We start from the raw sequence: 15,232 nt of genomic DNA, 5'->3' as shown, positions 1-15,232 counted from the left end.
GCGCCGCCTGTCCGCGACGCGCCGAGGCAAGGGGGGCTCCGTTCCCCCCCCCCCCCCCCGGGGCCCCCCCGGGGGCCCACCCGCCGGGGGGGGCCCCGCGGGGGCGGGAGGCAGCAACGGGCGACCGGGGACGGCCGGCCGGTCCTGAGGACGACAGCGATCTCGGACGGGCAGTCGAGGCGCGAGCGCAACACCTCCGCGGCCGTACGCGGCAGCCGATGGCCGAGTCGGGCCCGAACCCGGCGGCGACCGGACCTGAGCCGTCCGCTTGGATCAGCTTCACGACGGACCGGTCTCAGCCCCACCATGCCTACGGCACCGCCCAGAACATTCCCGGCCTCCTCCAACGACTCCAGTGGCCTCTTCGTGAGGGGCGTGGGGATGGTCGCGGTGAGAGCCTCACCGCGACCGCACGCGGCTCCGTCCCGCGTCAGGCTCCTGAGAGAAGCCCCCTTCCTGCGAAGACCTAGTCCCTGAAGCCTCGTCCCAGGAATCCTGCATCAGGAGCCGCCCGCCCCGCGCAGCCCGGGCTACCGCTCGTCGCCCTCGTGGTCGCTCCCGCCGCGGGGATCTTCATCACGCTCTTCGGATCCGGTCGAACAGGCCGGGCGGAAGCAGGCCGTCACCGTCTTGCCGTGCCGTTGGCACCGCATACTCCACCTGTCGGCGAGGGCCTGCACGATGCTCACGCCCCTGCCGGAAACCGCGTCGTTGTCCGGGTCGCGGGGCCGGGGCAGCGTCGGGTCCTCATCGTGGACGCTGATGTGGAGGCAGTCGCCGTCCCAGGTGAGCACGAGCTGTGCGTCGCTGTGCGCGTGGACATGGGCGTTGGTGAGCAACTCGGAGACGGTCAGGACGATGGCGTCCACCGTCTCGGGTTCTCGCGCGGCCCACGGCAAGGACGCCAAATGCTCCTGCGTCCACTGCCGCCCGGCCCGTACACCTCCGGACATGGGAAACGAGTGTGCCCAACCCATTGCCTTGACTGTCACGTTCTTCTCTCCCCGAGAGCGGCCGGGGACGCGGTCCGCGTCGCTGGTCCGTACGGGAGACGAGTACCCGGCATTCGCGTCGGCAGGCGTCGCGAACGCGCCGAGTCGGTTTCGGGCCCGTACACCGACCCGTACTCCCTCGGACGCTACCGCCGACCGCCGGGTCCGGACCCCTCCGTCCGGCCCGGCGCTTTCACGCTGAAACGATCAGCAGGATGCCTCGAGGACCGGAGCGAGGGCGGCCAGCAGGCGGGCGCCCAGGTTCCGCCTTGCCGCCTCGGTGTCCGGGTGGGCGTCGTCGAAGCCCGTCCAGTCGACCTCGCGGACGGCGTTCTCGAACATCCTGAGGTTCAGCGGCTCGTCCAGGTGGCCCGGCCACTCGTCCGCCTCGCGCAGCACCGTCTCCAGGAGAGTGAGTGGCAGGGCGCAGCTCTCGGCGAGGAGGACCGCGTCGTACAGGTCCTTGGCCTGCGGATACATGTCGCAGCTCAGCCACATGAGCTTCCAGGCCAGGGACAGTTCCCGATCCGCGGCAGACAGGCGGACGCCGGCGACCTCGGTCGGGCGGGGCGGGGTCGGGAGGCGTTCCTGGAAGACGAAGTCGAGCTGGACCTGGCCGCCGGGCAGGCCGGGGGCCGTCCACGGCAGGACCAGACGGTGACCGGGCACCCGCTCGTACGTCCAGATGTGCTCGGACACGGCGCCGGCCGCCGAGATCGACAGGCCCGCACCGCTCTGCTCGACAAGGCGCTCCGCCGCGTCGGCGATGCCGTCGAGCATGGCGCGGGTACGTGGCTCCTCGATGCGCCAGGTCTCGGGGACGACGACGAAGTCGATGTCCTTCGGGGCGCGGGCAGCCTCCGCGAACCAGGCGGACATCAGCATGCTGCCACGCAGCACGAGGAAGTCGGCCCACCGCGAGCCGGCGACGGCCGCGAGAACGAGCTCCAGGGCCGCGCGCCGGGCCGCCTGCCAGCGGGCCCGCAGCTCCGGGTCCTCGACGACGCCGTCACCGGGCCGGTAGGCCTCGTCGAAGTGCTTGAGGGCCGGGTCGAAGACCCGGTGCCGGACGGCCGCGTCACCGATGCCGGCGGTCAGGGTGCGCGGGAGCCCGTCCTCGCGGTGCACGTGGTCGGCGCGGGGCCCCACTCCGGTGCCGGGCCCGTCCGGGATCGGCGGTGCCCACTGCTTCTCGTTCATACGGCCTCCTCCAGCCAGCCCTCGTCCCATGACAAGTCGCTGTCGGAGAGGACGAACTCCCTCTCCTGCGCGACCGGTTCGTGCCCGGCGGCGACCAGTGCGGCGACGAGCACGTCGCAGGCGGATCCTGCCGCGTCCGCGGGCCCCGGGTGCCGCTGGGTCACGAAACGCTCGTGCCGCCCGTCCGGGCCCGGCAGCAACCGGCGGGCGTTCCACGAGACGTGGGCACCGTGCGGCATGACGAGGGCCTCCAGCGCGGCCCGGTCGTACACGGCGGGCAGAGCCAGCTTGAGGTGGTGCTCGTAGTAGCCCCCGCCGGGGCCCACGGGATCCGCGCTCCACGGCACCGTCTCGACCTTGACCCGCACCGGCTCGAAACCGGCCTCCCGCAGCCCGGCCACGATTGCCGGATGACCGGTCCTGTCGGGCAGCGTGAGCATCGGCTGGACCGGCGTCCGACCTCGGGCGAGGACGATGGTGGTGACCTTCAGGCCCCTGTCCACCGCCCATGCGTCGAGCCGGGCCCGTTCCTCCTCGGTCCGGCACCGGACCGTCACGTGCGTCTCGTAGACGTCGTCGACCTCGTACCTCTCGTACACCGCAGAGAGTCTGGCAGACAGGACGCCGGGGGCTCATCCGGGTTTCCGGCCCGAGCGCCCGTAAGCTCGCAGCCGACGACGACAGGAGACCGGCATGTGGAAGCGGACCCTCGACCGGGCCGGGGTCGGAGAGCCGCGGCTGCGACAGGACTACACACAGCAGCGGCGGGCCGTGCGGAAGTACAGGACCGCCGAATACGCGGCCGCACGGTTGCTGCTCCCCGCCCCACTGCTGCCGCACGTCGTGGCCGCCGTCGCGTTCATGCACGACACCGACGACCGGATCGACCGGGGAACGCCGGACGAACGGGTGACGGCGCTCGCGGAGTGGGACGGGCTCGTGCGGAAGGCCTTCGCCGAAGGGCACTCCGGACTGCCCGTGCTGCGTTGCCTGGTGCACACCGCCGAGCGCCACCCGGACGTGCGCACCCATGTGGACGAGTTCCTGCGGGGCTGCGAGCGCGAGGTCACGTGGCGGACCATCACGGACGACGAGGAACTGGAGCAGTACGTGCGGGAGTACTCCCTGCCCGCACTGATGCTCACGGCCTGTCTCCTCGCACCCGCGGACGCGCCGGCGCGGGCGGTGTTCACGAACGGCTGCCACCGGCTCATCCGCGCCATGCAACGCATCGACTTCCTGGAAGACCTGCCCGAGGACGTGCGCGCGGGCCGGCCGGGCGTTCCCGCCGACGCGGTGGCACGCCACGGCGCGGACCTCGCCCGGTCCGGCGCGACGCTGGGCCGGCTCGTTCAGGAACAGGCGGACCGGGCCGCCACCGACCTGGCGGCGGCTGCCCCCCTCGCGGGCGTGGTGGACCCTTCGTACCGGCCCTTCCTGCGGGCCCTCGTCGGCGTCCAGCGCCTCCGCCTCGACGCGGTACGCCACGCGGGCGCGTCCCTGGCGACACGGGGCTCGGGCCCCTCGGCGTCGGCGGCGGCCGTACTGCTGCTGCGGGAGGTGGCGGCCCGGACCCGGCGGGCCTCATGGGCCGGGCCTTCGGGTCGTGCCTGACGAATTCCGCCTGGTGCGCGACGGCATCGGGTGCGGCGGCCCTTCGCATGGTCGAAGGGCCGCCGCATGGTTCGGGCGGACTTCCCGGTCTCGGAGGGCCGGCCGCCGGTCTCGTAGGTGTGGATCAGGCCGTTGACGGTGTCCGGGTTCTCGGTGGTGCCGATCCAGGCGCCGGTCTCGGTGAACACCGGCACCGCGTCCGCTTCGGAGTGTGGGCATCCGCACCAGTTGCTCCAGGCGCTGGACGCGGCGGGGCGTGGCCCAGCCGGTCGTTGACCGCCTTGAAACGGTCGACGTCGACCATCACCACGGCCACGGCACGCGACCGCACAGGGGCGGTTGTTGACCGGGTTGCTGTTGTTCCCCGGCCGCCCGCGGCAGTCCCCTGCGGCCGCGCTGCTCAGACTCCGGCCGGGGCCGCCTCGGCGGGCTCCTCGTCCTTCGCCTGCTCCGCGACGGCGCCAGGGGCAGGGGGCTGGGCCGTGGGCCAGGTGTAGAGCACGACGCCCTGCCGGGTGTCCTTCTCCAGACCGTCCTTGGTCACCAGCCTCTCCAGGGTGTTGCGGACGGTCTGGTCCGACGTCGCGCGACCGGGGTGGGCCGCCTTCAGCTCGGCACCGATCTCGCTGACCTTCTTCGGCTCGCCGGGCTGCTGGGCGAGGAGCTCCTTGAGGAGTTCACCGAGCGTGGGGGCCGTCGACCTCACGGTCCTCTTGGCCGCTGCTGTCTCCTTGGCCGCTGCTGTCTTCTTGACGGCCGTCTTCTTTGCCGCCGGGGCCTCCTCGGCGGGCGCCTTCTTGGTGGCGGGCGCCTTCTTGGTGGCGCGCTTGGCCGCGGTGGTCCTCTTCGCCGGCGCCTTCTTCACCGCAGCGGTGCCCGCGGTCTTCTCCGCCCTCGGCTGCGGCACGGCCGCCTCCTGCGCACCTGCCCCGTCCGGAGCGGTACCGCCCACCGGCTCGGCGGCTGCCGCCGGTTCGCCCTCGGTGGCCGTCGGCAGGGACTCCAGTGTCGTGGTGAGCCACTTCGCCTCCTCCTTCAGCCGGCTCAGCCGAACGGTGAGAGTGGCCTGCTCGGCCTGGTTGGCGGCGAGATCAGCGGCGAGCTGTTCCGCGTACTTGGCCTGGATCGAGGTGTTGACCGGCTCGTCGGGCATGCAATCGACTCCTTGCAGGGGACGGGTATTGCTGCCGGATGCTACTTGCCGCAGGCCCGCGCCCGGGCAGAACAGCCCACAACACCCCTCATTCGGCTGGTGGAAACCGTCGGCCTCTTCCGCCGGGGCGGGACAAGACGCTCCGCCACCAACGACAACAACACCGACGCGACGAAGACCCCAACCCGCCGCTGCCCGAATCCAGTTGCTCACCGCGGCGCCTCTTGCGATGTCGCAGGATCCCCGACAGAGCCGAATGACGTGGGCGCCCACAGTTCCGATGGCCGGCGGTGAGGGCGGAGCACCCCCGGCATCCGGTGCGCTTGGATGTCGCGCACCACCGCACCACCGGGTGAGAGCGGGCTCCATCGCGTGCGCACCATCGGATGGGAGCAGGTGCCGGCTCTCGTTCCGGGGTTTGAGCGTCTCATTGCTCTGATAGACGTGGATACGGGCCCTGACCGGTCCTCTCCTGGTATGCGGTGAGACGACGGACGGACACCTCGTGAGAATGTCCAACGTGACGAAGCGAGAGTCAGCACGCATGGAGGAGGCTGTCTCGGACAGGATGGGCTGAGTGATCCTCTCCGACACCGTTTACCTTGCGATGGGGCTGGGTGCGCTCGGCGCGGCCGTCGTGCCGAGGCTCGTGTTCAAACGGCCCCTCTCCATGCCGATGGTCTTCCTCGCGGCCGGCGCCGTCGTGGCGGCACTGCCGTGGCCCGTGCCGACGGTGGACCCGGTGCGTGACCGGCTCTGGATCGAGCACGGGACCGAACTGTGCGTGATCGTGTCGCTGATGGGAGCAGGTCTCGCCCTCAACCGGCCTTTCGGCCGACGCGCGTGGGGCGGACCCTGGCGCCTGCTCGGCATCAGCCTGCCCCTGACCATCGCCGGGACCGGACTCATCGCCGCACTCCTGCTCGACTGGCCACCGGCGCTCGCCCTCCTCCTCGCCGCGGTACTCGCACCGACCGATCCCGTACTGGCGGCGGAGGTGCGAGTGGGAGAGCCCACCGACGCGGAGAACGACGAGGACGAGGTCCGGTTCGCTCTCACCGCCGAAGCCGGGCTGAACGACGGACTGGCCTTCCCGTTCGTCCTGGCCGCCCTGGCACTCGCCGCAGCGGCCGGCGACGGGTGGTCGACGGGCTGGATCGGGCGATGGCTGCTCGTCGACGTCCTGGTCAAGATCACGGTAGGCGTGGCGGTGGGGATCGTGGCCGGTCGTCTGCTGGGCCGGATGTTCTTCCGCGCGCAGACGAACGCGCTGCGGCTGTCGGAGCACATGGAAGGGTTCGTCGCCCTGGGCGCCACGTTCCTGGCGTACGGAGCGGCCGAACTCCTCCACGGCTACGGCTTCCTCGCCGTGTTCGTGACGGCCTGCACCATCCGCGCGGCCGAGCGCAGCCACGGCTACCACCGTGTACTGCACGAGTTCACCGAACAGATCGAACGGCTGCTGACCGTGATCCTGCTCTTCCTCCTCGGGGGCTTCCTCGTCACCGACGGACTGCACGCCCTCACCTGGCAAGGCGCTCTGGTCGCCGTTCTGCTCGTCCTCGTCGTCAGGCCCGCCGCCGGGTGGCTCGGTCTGATCGGCTCCGCTGCGGGACCGCGAGAGAAGGCGGTCACCGCCTTCTTCGGGATTCGTGGCATCGGCTCCCTCTTCTACCTCGCATACGCACTCGGCCACAGCGAAGCCTTCGAAGCCGACACGCGGCAGCTCTGGTCGGTGGTGGCCTTCACCGTCCTGCTCTCCGTCGTCGTCCACGGTGCCGCCGCGACACCGGTCATCCGACGCCTCGACCGGCTTCGCCACTCCTCGCCCACACCGCCCTGACCCGCTGCCAGCGGGAGCGGGAGGCTGCTGTGAACCTGCAAGCAGCGCCGGTCGACGGAACGACCGGCGCCCTGATACGCCTTGTCGGCCCAGCACGTGAGGCCGGTCCCGGTGAGTGCGTCGATGACGCCGTGGGTTCGGGCGGCGGTCGGGTCGGGGGTGGAACCGTGGCAGCACGGGCGAGGCCCACAGCAGCCGCCCGAAGGGATCGGTGGGCACCTGGACGTTATGCCGTGCCGTTTGTGTCTGCCCGAGCAGTACGGGGCAGGGCGGGCCCAAGGCGTGCACGAACGCTCTGAACGGCGGGGCCGATCTGAAGAACCTCGATATCGTGATCGGCAATCACAAGGGCAAGAGATTCCTTGTATGCAAGAGCTGCGAGACATGGGCGCCCGGCATGGTCGGAAAGGTGCGCACCGGATGAGTGACGAGCAGAGCAGGGCGAGGGAGGAATCCCTCGGCAGGGTGTTCACCGGTGCCTCGCGCGTCGAGTGCGGTCCCGTGGACGTCGAGGCGGCCCGCCTGGCCTACGAGGAGGCGGGTTTCGACGTCACCGACGAGCTCGTGGAGTTCCTGGGAACGTACAGTGAGACGACGGTCTTCCGGCCGTCGCACGTCACCGGGGACGAGACGTCGCTGACGATCTCGGTCGGCCACGGCCGCGCGGTGTGCCCCGGCCCCGGTTCGGACGGCACCAGGTGCTCTCCCGCGGGCCGGGCACGGCGACTCCCGCCCCTCAAAGGCTCAGTCCGGCCAGCCTGCGTCGGTCGAGCGGGGACGCGCGACGATCGAGGCGCTGTTCGAGGAGATGGCGGGCAGCGTCGCTGTGACCCGCCTCCACCAACGCGTACAGGAGGGTCTCCTCGACGACCTCGCGCTGTGCGGCGCTGCCTCCCACGCGGCGCAGCGAGGGCAGCAGTCCGCGCAGTTCCCGCACCGCGGTGGCCCACTCCTCTTCGAGGACCGCTTCCAGCGCGCTGCACAGCGGGACGACGACCTCCCGCTGCACCGGGTCCGCGCCGGCCGCGTGGGTGCGCAGCCGGCGGAGCGCGGGGAGGTCGCCGGCGGCGGTGAGGGCGACGGCGCCGTGCAGGGCCGTGAACGCGGTCGCGGGACGTTCGACCAGATCACGGGCGACCGCGTCGAGCACGTCGTCGACGGGGACGCGGCCGGTCCAGTTGCGGGACATGCGGGCCCGCCACAGCAGGGAGCCGGAGTCGACGAGGGCCCGCACCCCGTTGACCTGGCCCGGCGCGAGCTGGGCGAACCAGCGGCGGCGTACGGCCGCGGAGTCGTCGAGAGCCAGTTCGTGGAGCGCCACGTGCCAGGAGAAGTGCGCCCGGTGCACGGCGCCCCGCCCCTGGCCGCCGATCCAGCCATCGAGCCAGTCCCGGCCGGTCCGGTGCTCACCGGACTCGTAGTGGACGTGGGCGAGGGCGTGCACGGCGTGGCCGGAGGAGGGTTGCGCGGAGAGCGCTGACCGGGCGAGTTCGCCGGCCTCCTCGATCCTTCCTTGCTCCTGCCGGACGAAGGAGAGGAGCGAGGTGTGGAACCAGTGCCCCTCGTAGGCGGACGCGGTCCGCTCCACCAGATCGAGGGCCCGGGTGCCGTCGAGATCCGTGACGCCGGAGAAGGCGATGGTGGGGACGGCGATGCCGAGCGCGAACGCGTCGGCGGGGAAGCGTCCGAGGTGGTCGACGAGCGCCGTGTCGCCGTCGCCCGTGGCGCCCGCCCGGGCTTCGCGCTCATCGATGCGGCGGGTGACCACGTCGACGAACGACCGCTCCCGCTCGTCGCCGCGTTCCCGCACGCTGCGCTGGGCGTCCGCCAGCTCCCGGGCGACGTCGACGTCCGCTCCGCACTCGTGACCGAGCAGGGCGAGCGCGGCGTGCCCGAGCGCGAACCCGGGGTCCAGCTCGGTGGCGCGCGCGAACGACTCGGCCGCCTTCGCCCGCACGGTGATGACCCGGGCGAGTCCGCAGCGGAAGGACGCCGCGGCCGCGGCGTGGGTGGACAGCGGCAGCCCGAACTGATCGGTGGGCCGGCGGCGTGCCGAGCGGGGGGCGGTGGCGAGCGGGGCGAGTACGGCGTCGGCGACCTCCTTGGCCTGGGCGCGGATCTCGGGGATCGCGGTCGTCTCCCACAGCTCGCCCCGGCGGGGCGCGCCCAGCGTGAACAGCGGCCGGCCCGGGTGCCCCTGGGCGTCGAGCAGCCTGCCGCCGTCGGTGGACACGCCGATGCCCAGCGGTCCGGGTGCGGCGAGGCCGTCGGACAGCAGCCCGCTCCACAACGGGTCGCCGCCGGCGTCGGCCCGGAGCCCCGGGCCCGTACAGTCCACCACCCATGCCACGCGCAACGTACGGCCGTCGGCGAGGGAGACGAGCAGGCTCCCGTCCTCTCGCGGTGCCGCGGAGGCGACCCGCCCGGCGTGGACGCGGAGCCTGCGGGCGGCGCGCGCCCGGGCGATGGTCTCGGCGGTGGAGGGCGCCATGCGATGCCGGTGGGTGTTCCAGAGGGTGGCGTCACGGCCGAGGAACTCCGCCCGCTCGTCGTCGGTGAGGCCCTGCCAGAGCCGTACGATCTCGGGCCGCAGCCCGTCGAGTGCGGGCCGCCAGTCGCCGTGGGCGCGGCGCGTGGCGGCGAAGTGCCGCGTCAGCTCCCTGCGGAGGCGGTGGAACGGGAGAGCGGCGAGGCCGGGCGGCGGCGGTACGGGGGGCAGCGGGGCGACCGCGTGCGGCTGGGGAAGCAGCCCGCCACGGGACACGGCGTGCACCGTGCGGCCGGGACGATCGAGGACGAGCGCGAGATCGACGGCGGTGAGACCGGTGCCCACGAGGAGGACGTCGTCCGACTCGCCGACGGCGTCGAGCGCGCCCGGCCGCCAGGGGCGGGGGACGAACCGGTCGGAGGCGGCCAGCTCGGGCGGAGCCCAGCCGGCCAGGCCCGTCGCGGGACCGGTGGCGAGTACCACGCCGTCCGCCGTCACCGTGTTGCCGTCGGCGAGCCGGAGCTCCAGACGTCCCCCGGCCGCGTCGGCGCATCCGGTCGCCCTGGTGCGCAGCCGCCGTACGGATACCGTGCCGTGTGCCCTGATGACGGCACGGCCGAGCGTGTCGGCGAGATACGAGCCGTAGCGGTACCGGGAGGCGAAGTCCGCCGCGGTCACGGTGGGTTCGCCGTGCCGGCAGAGCCAGCGCCGGAAGTGACCGGGGTCGTCCGGATAGCAGCTCATGCCGCCGACGGGCACGTTGAGCCGGTGCTCGGGAACGGTGGTGGCGTACGCGGTGCCCCGGCCCGCCTCCGGCGCGGGGTCGACGAGGACCAGGCCGAGCGGGATACGGCGTCGGGCCGCCGCCTCGCACAGCTGGACGGCGACGAGCGCACCGGCAGCGCCCGCGCCGACGACCGCCACCGTCGATCGAGGGCGGGCGGACTCGGCGTACGGCGAGGACGCGACAGGTACCACGGACACCACGGAGACCTCCGAACCAGGGACGGGCACTGCACGAGCAATGTTCACTATGTCGATGAACAAAGTGCACTGCCAATGCCGCTTCCGGACAACAACGCCGCGCCGGGGTCCCGTTGACGATCCGTGAACAGACCGCCGCAGGTCGGCTTTGCGCCACTCGTGAGACATTGGGTCCGTGAGGATCTCAGCACGAACGGACTACGCCATCCGGGCCACGGCCGAGTTGGCCTGTTCCCCCGACCGGCCCCTCAAGGCCGAGGACATCGCCGGACGCCAGGACATCCCCGTCCGCTTTCTCTTCGTCGTGCTCGGCGACTTGCGACAGGCGCGTCTGGTACGCAGCGTGCGCGGCCCCGACGGTGGGTACGTCCTCACCCGCCCGCCCGCGGAGATCAGCCTCGCCGACGTCATCCGCGCGATGGACGGACCGCTCGTCAGCGTTCGGGACCTGAAGCTGACGGGCCTGGAGTACCAGGGCGCGGCGGCTCCCATGCCGGATGTGTGGCGTGCCGTGCGGACGAGTCTGCGCCAGGTCCTGGAGCGCACGACGCTCGCGGACCTGGCGACCGGCACACTGCCCGAGCTCGTACGGGACCGGGCCCGCGACTACAACGACGACGTGCGGAACTACCCGTAACGCCCATGGCCGTTCGGCGGCCCCTGCGCTCGGGGCTGTGCCGCCCTCCACCGGGATTCCCGAACTTGTCAGGACCACCGACCAGGACGCCCGCTCCAGTCTCCGCTTCCGCGCGCGGAACCGTGATCGCCCTATACTTCCGTGGCTCGGCAGCTTCTGAGTTGTCGGCGGAGAAGGACACGGGGGCGTCATGGAGCTGCGGGACATCGAGATCTTTCTGGTTCTGGCCGAGGAGTTGCACTTCGGCCGGACCGCCGAGCGGCTCCTGGTCTCCCAGGCACGGGTCAGCCAGGCCATCAGAAAACAGGAACGGCGCATCGGCGCCCCGCTGTTCGAGCGCACCAGCCGCACCGTGCGCCTGACCGACGTCGGACGCCAGCTGCGCGACGATCTGCAGCCGGTCTATGCGGGCCTCCACGCGTCCCTGGAGCGCGCCCGGTTGGCCGCCCGAGGCGTCACCGGCAGGCTCCGCGTCGGCATGATGCCGTTCAACGTCGTCGACCTGCACCACTACTGGAAGGCCTTCCGCTCGCGGTATCCACAGTGGGAGCTGGAGATCCGCCAGCTGGCGCCCGTCGATCCGTTCGGCAGACTCCGTGACAACGACATGGACGTCCTCGTCACCTGGCTGCCCGTGGAGGAACCGGACCTCACCGTCGGCCCGGTCCTGTGCACGGACCCCCGAGTCCTCGCCGTGGCCGCCGATCACGAGCTCGCCCGGCGAACGTCGGTGCGACTGGAGATGTTCGCCGACTTCCAGCACGCCGTTGCCCAGGGGTGGCCGGATTACTGGGAGGACAGCTACCTGCCCTTCCATACTTTCCAGGGACGGCCGATCGAGCGTGAGCGCCGCGTGACCAATGCGGAGGATCTGGTCAACAAGGTCGGCATGGGCGAGATCGTCCACAGCTTTCCCCGCCATGTCACGCGGCACTGGGGCATGCCGAACATCCGCTGGCTACCTGTCACGGACATGGCGGACCTGTCCTTCGCTCTGGTCTGGCGTACCGAAGCGGAGAACGAGCTGATCGGCGCCCTCGCCGACATGGTCCGCGAACTCGGCGCACTACGGCTCTGACGCGCCGCTACGTCTCGGAGGCGTGGATGCCCGCCGTCACCGTGCGCCGACCGACCGGGCGGGCGCGTTTTCGGGTTCCTTCCCCATGCCGACGCCTCTGCCCCTGTCGATAACCGTCGAGTTATCGATCAACGAACAAAGTCCGTGTTGATCAGGACGCGGCTCTCACGGGAGGCTTTGGGCAGCCGGGCAGGCTGCTCGTCGAGGACCTCGGTTCTCCCGGTCGTCCCCCGCCCGACCGCCCTTCCCAGGGCACCCCGCTCCGTCAGGCATGGCTTCCCGCTGCCCTGTTCCTGGAGGAACCGGTCGTGCCACCACTGCCTGACACGGGCTCACCCGGTTACCGGAACCAGGAGTCGGACAGACGTGAGAGACGGGTTCGACATGACCGTGACGTACGCGATGCACGACGCATTACGAAGAGAGGCGCACTTCCTTGCCCGAGTCACCGCCCGCGCCGACCCCGATCCCCGGAACGTCCTGCGCACCGCTGTGGGCTGGAATCTGTTCCGGAGGGCTTTGCACGCCCACCAGGCCGCCGAGGACGACGTGCTGTGGCCCTCCCTGCGCCAGGCCCTGTCCGGCCGGCCCCTCTCCCTGGCGCGGCTGGAGGCGATCGAGGCCGAGCACGCCGCGCTCGCCCGACTGCTCGAGGCGATCGACCGGGCGCTGTCCGGCCCCGATGTCGGTCTCGACCTGTTCGGTGAGCTCACCGGCTCGCTGGTCACCGGCCTACGCGGACATCTCCGCCACGAGGAGGAGGCCCTGTTCCCGGTGGTCCAGGCCGCCCTGGGCAAGGAGCAGTGGGAGCGTTTCGAGCGCGCCCACGCCCAGCTGATCGAGGCCGATGCGGCATGGATCCTGCCGTGGCTCCTGGACGGTGCCGCCGAGCGGACCGTGGCCGCCGTTCTGGCGCGGCTCCTGCCCGAGTCCGCACACCATGCGTATGCGAATCAATGGCGGCCCGCCTACGCGATGCTCGACCGGTGGGGCGCCGGGGCCGCTCCCGCCGACGTGCGGCCCTGCGCGCACCGTGCGGGTTCGAGGCACGTCACCACACCATCGAACGAGACGTAATGTCTCGTTCCTCGAGACGGGAACGTCATGAAGGTTCTGCTCACCGGTGCCACCGGTTACATAGGCTCCGCCGTCACCGACCACCTCGCCGCCGCCGGCCACCAGGTCGTCGCGCTCACCCGTAGCGCCGAGCCGCGGCCCGGCCGGGCCTGGCACGCCCAGCTGGTCGGCGACACCGCCGACCCGGCCTCGCTGGCCGGTGCGGTGACCCCGGAGATCGAGGCCGTGATCCACCTGGCTCCCCCGAGTGGCGACGCCGACGTCGACATCGCCGCGATCGAGGCGCTCGTCACTCCGCTGCGCGGCACCGGCCGCCCTTTCGTCTACACGAGTGGTGTCTGGGTGCTGGGCGCCACCGGCGAGGCCCAGGAAGTCGGCGAGGAGGCCCCGACCGACCCGATCGACATCGTCGGCTACCGCCCGCGGATCGAGCGGCGGGTGCTGGCCGAGGTCGCCGAGGGCGTACGCGCGGTCGTCGTCCGGCCCGGCATCGTGTACGGCCGCGGCGGTGGCATCCCCGCCATCCTGGTCGACCGGGCCCGTCAGCAGGGGGTGCCCGAGTACTACGGCGTGGAGGGCGTGCGCTGGCCGACCGTCCACGTGGACGACCTGGCCGAGCTGTTCGTGGCCGCCGCCGAGCGGGCCGGGGCCGGCACTGTCTGGCACGGTGTCGGCGAGTCGGCCGTCCCGGTCCGTGATCTCGCCCGGGCCGCCGGCCGCGCGGCCGGCGTGCTCGCAGCCCCGCACGCGGTGCCGGTGGAGCAGGCCGCCGAGGTCTTCGGCCCGCTCTTCGCGGACGCGCTCGCCCTCGACCAGAGCGTCAGCGGCGCCGCCGCCCGTGGCGCCCTGGGCTGGCAGCCGGGCCGGCCGGGCGCGGTGGCCGAACTGGCATCGGGTTCGTACCGGCCGGTCGAGGTGTTCGGCGCCCCCGAGGGCCCGGAGACCGATGCCGAGGTGGCCGCGATCCGCCGTCTGGTGGCGGAGGTCGAGCAGGCTCAGCAGAACGAGCTGGTCGACCGGTTCCTGAGCGTCTTCCGCCGGCAGGACCCGGTGTGGACCACCGGCCACGGCAAGCGCCTGTCGGGCTTCGAGGAGATCGCGACCTTCACCCGCAAGGTGCTGCCCGGTGCCATGGCCGAGTCCACCGCCGTCTACGACGTCGAGCGCGTGCTGTTCCTGCGCCCGGACGTCGCCGCGGTGAACGTCCGTCAGCAGCCCGTCCGCCCCGACGGCACCCGGATCGCCGACCGGCCCGAGGGCCGCCCGTTCTACATCCTGGTCAAGGAGGACGGCGCCTGGCGCGTCGGCGCCGCCCAGAACACCGTCGTGGCCGACTGACGACCCGTACGACTCGCACGACTCGCAGTGCGGCCTTCACGCTCGAAATAACAGGAGAGGAACATTCCGTGACGATCAGTCAGTTGTCCGATGTGGAACTCGCCGGACAGCCCGCCGCTTACTGGACCGGTGTCGCCTACGAGGCGCTGATCGCGTTCACCCGGGCCCGGCAGGCCGAGAAGGGCTACACCCAGCCGCAGTTCTGGCTGCTGCGCAACCTGTCGGTGAACGACCTCTCACCCGATGGCGAGGGGATGACCCTGCCCGAGCTGAGGGAGGCCATGAGGTCCTACATCCGGCCCGAGGACGACCTGGCGGCAGAGTCCGCGGCGCTCGAGGAGCGGGGCTGGCTGAGGCGGGATGCCGAGGACCGGCTGTGGCTCACGGAGGAGGGGGAACAGGCCAGGGCGGACCTCGCGCGCAACGCGCCCGCGATCCGCGATGCCCTCCACGAGGGCATCGACGACGCGGATTACGTCATCGCGCTGAAGGTGCTCGGCCGGCTGATCCGCAACGCGGGTGGGACGGCGCCCTGACAGGCCTACGGGCCTCGGACGTCCCGCCCTCGACGAGCCGGCACGGGGTGCGGTCGGTCAGCCGGGTCCGCCTGGCCGGATCCTCCCGGCCGGAGCCGCCCGGCCCGGGCAGGCTCGGCCCGTGCGGCCCGGCCTCGCCCATGGCACGGTCGCCGGACGACCGCATCGGACCGCCCCCGCCGGCACCAGGGGCGGTCCTCATGGGACCGCCCGTCCCTCGGCCGTTCGACGCCGCCGTCGACAGACGCGGGGGCGGGGCCACACGCTGCCGGGAGACGCCGAACTTCCGCCA

Annotated in this window: 13 protein-coding genes and 1 pseudogene; 7 read left to right on the top strand and 7 right to left on the bottom strand. The window is 72.1% G+C overall.

Annotation, left to right across the window (positions count from 1 at the left end; genetic code table 11):
- Nucleotides 1-530: 530 nt before the first annotated feature.
- The 3 genes from ACFWUY_RS22210 to ACFWUY_RS22200 all read right to left on the bottom strand — a co-directional run bounded on the left by ACFWUY_RS22210 (nucleotide 531) and on the right by ACFWUY_RS22200 (nucleotide 2,791).
- Complete coding sequence (locus ACFWUY_RS22210; protein WP_384111352.1) at nucleotides 531-992, bottom strand: ATP-binding protein; 462 nt, start codon at nucleotides 990-992, stop codon at nucleotides 531-533.
- 207 nt (nucleotides 993-1,199) lie between these two features.
- Nucleotides 1,200-2,192, bottom strand: coding sequence for a nucleotidyl transferase AbiEii/AbiGii toxin family protein (locus ACFWUY_RS22205; RefSeq protein ID WP_384111349.1), 993 nt, complete (start codon nucleotides 2,190-2,192; stop codon nucleotides 1,200-1,202).
- On the bottom strand, nucleotides 2,189-2,791 hold the full coding sequence (locus ACFWUY_RS22200; protein WP_384111346.1) for a hypothetical protein: 603 nt from the start codon (nucleotides 2,789-2,791) through the stop codon (nucleotides 2,189-2,191). Before ACFWUY_RS22200 ends, ACFWUY_RS22205 begins: the two co-directional genes overlap by 4 nt.
- Nucleotides 2,792-2,885: 94 nt before the next feature.
- On the opposite strand from ACFWUY_RS22200, the gene ACFWUY_RS22195 reads away from it, so the two are divergent.
- On the top strand, nucleotides 2,886-3,806 hold the full coding sequence (locus ACFWUY_RS22195; protein WP_384111343.1) for a squalene/phytoene synthase family protein: 921 nt from the start codon (nucleotides 2,886-2,888) through the stop codon (nucleotides 3,804-3,806).
- 124 nt (nucleotides 3,807-3,930) lie between these two features.
- Here the strand turns inward: ACFWUY_RS22195 and ACFWUY_RS22190 are convergent, their stop codons facing one another.
- Together ACFWUY_RS22190 and ACFWUY_RS22185 are read right to left on the bottom strand one after the other, a co-directional pair.
- On the bottom strand, nucleotides 3,931-4,137 hold the full coding sequence (locus tag ACFWUY_RS22190) for a diguanylate cyclase domain-containing protein (RefSeq protein ID WP_384111340.1): 207 nt from the start codon (nucleotides 4,135-4,137) through the stop codon (nucleotides 3,931-3,933).
- Nucleotides 4,138-4,206: 69 nt separating this feature from the next.
- Nucleotides 4,207-4,959 carry a hypothetical protein gene (locus ACFWUY_RS22185; protein WP_384111337.1) on the bottom strand — a complete coding sequence of 251 codons (753 nt, stop codon included), beginning with the start codon at nucleotides 4,957-4,959 and terminating at the stop codon, nucleotides 4,207-4,209.
- A gap of 607 nt (nucleotides 4,960-5,566) precedes the next feature.
- On the opposite strand from ACFWUY_RS22185, the gene ACFWUY_RS22180 reads away from it, so the two are divergent.
- The gene (locus ACFWUY_RS22180; RefSeq protein WP_384111334.1) at nucleotides 5,567-6,802 is read left to right on the top strand and encodes a cation:proton antiporter; all 1,236 of its coding nucleotides are present in this window, start codon (nucleotides 5,567-5,569) and stop codon (nucleotides 6,800-6,802) included.
- Between the two features lie 53 nt (nucleotides 6,803-6,855).
- On the opposite strand, the pseudogene ACFWUY_RS22175 reads toward ACFWUY_RS22180, so the two are convergent.
- Nucleotides 6,856-7,065: pseudogene (locus ACFWUY_RS22175) on the bottom strand (transposase family protein); the annotation flags it as partial.
- Nucleotides 7,066-7,538: 473 nt separating this feature from the next.
- A complete protein-coding gene (locus ACFWUY_RS22170; RefSeq protein ID WP_384111372.1) occupies nucleotides 7,539-10,214 on the bottom strand; it encodes an FAD/NAD(P)-binding protein in 2,676 nt (891 codons plus the stop codon).
- Between the two features lie 235 nt (nucleotides 10,215-10,449).
- Here ACFWUY_RS22170 and ACFWUY_RS22165 point away from each other — a divergent pair, with 235 nt between their 5' ends.
- The 5 genes from ACFWUY_RS22165 to ACFWUY_RS22145 all read left to right on the top strand — a co-directional run bounded on the left by ACFWUY_RS22165 (nucleotide 10,450) and on the right by ACFWUY_RS22145 (nucleotide 14,940).
- Nucleotides 10,450-10,911, top strand: coding sequence for an RrF2 family transcriptional regulator (locus tag ACFWUY_RS22165; protein ID WP_384111331.1), 462 nt, complete (start codon nucleotides 10,450-10,452; stop codon nucleotides 10,909-10,911).
- 190 nt (nucleotides 10,912-11,101) lie between these two features.
- On the top strand, nucleotides 11,102-11,989 hold the full coding sequence (locus tag ACFWUY_RS22160; RefSeq protein ID WP_384111328.1) for a LysR family transcriptional regulator: 888 nt from the start codon (nucleotides 11,102-11,104) through the stop codon (nucleotides 11,987-11,989).
- A gap of 366 nt (nucleotides 11,990-12,355) precedes the next feature.
- Nucleotides 12,356-13,066 carry a hemerythrin domain-containing protein gene (locus ACFWUY_RS22155; RefSeq protein WP_384111325.1) on the top strand — a complete coding sequence of 237 codons (711 nt, stop codon included), beginning with the start codon at nucleotides 12,356-12,358 and terminating at the stop codon, nucleotides 13,064-13,066.
- Nucleotides 13,067-13,093: 27 nt separating this feature from the next.
- Nucleotides 13,094-14,404 carry an SgcJ/EcaC family oxidoreductase gene (locus ACFWUY_RS22150; protein ID WP_384111322.1) on the top strand — a complete coding sequence of 437 codons (1,311 nt, stop codon included), beginning with the start codon at nucleotides 13,094-13,096 and terminating at the stop codon, nucleotides 14,402-14,404.
- A 68-nt stretch (nucleotides 14,405-14,472) separates the two neighbouring features.
- Entirely contained in the window at nucleotides 14,473-14,940 is a 468-nt protein-coding gene (locus tag ACFWUY_RS22145) for a MarR family winged helix-turn-helix transcriptional regulator (protein ID WP_384111319.1), read from the top strand.
- The last annotated feature ends 292 nt before the right edge of the window (nucleotides 14,941-15,232 follow it).

This window comes from Streptomyces sp. NPDC058664, assembly GCF_042716635.1.
GTDB lineage: Bacteria > Actinomycetota > Actinomycetes > Streptomycetales > Streptomycetaceae > Streptomyces.
This window is presented reverse-complemented; position numbering and strand designations above follow the sequence as displayed.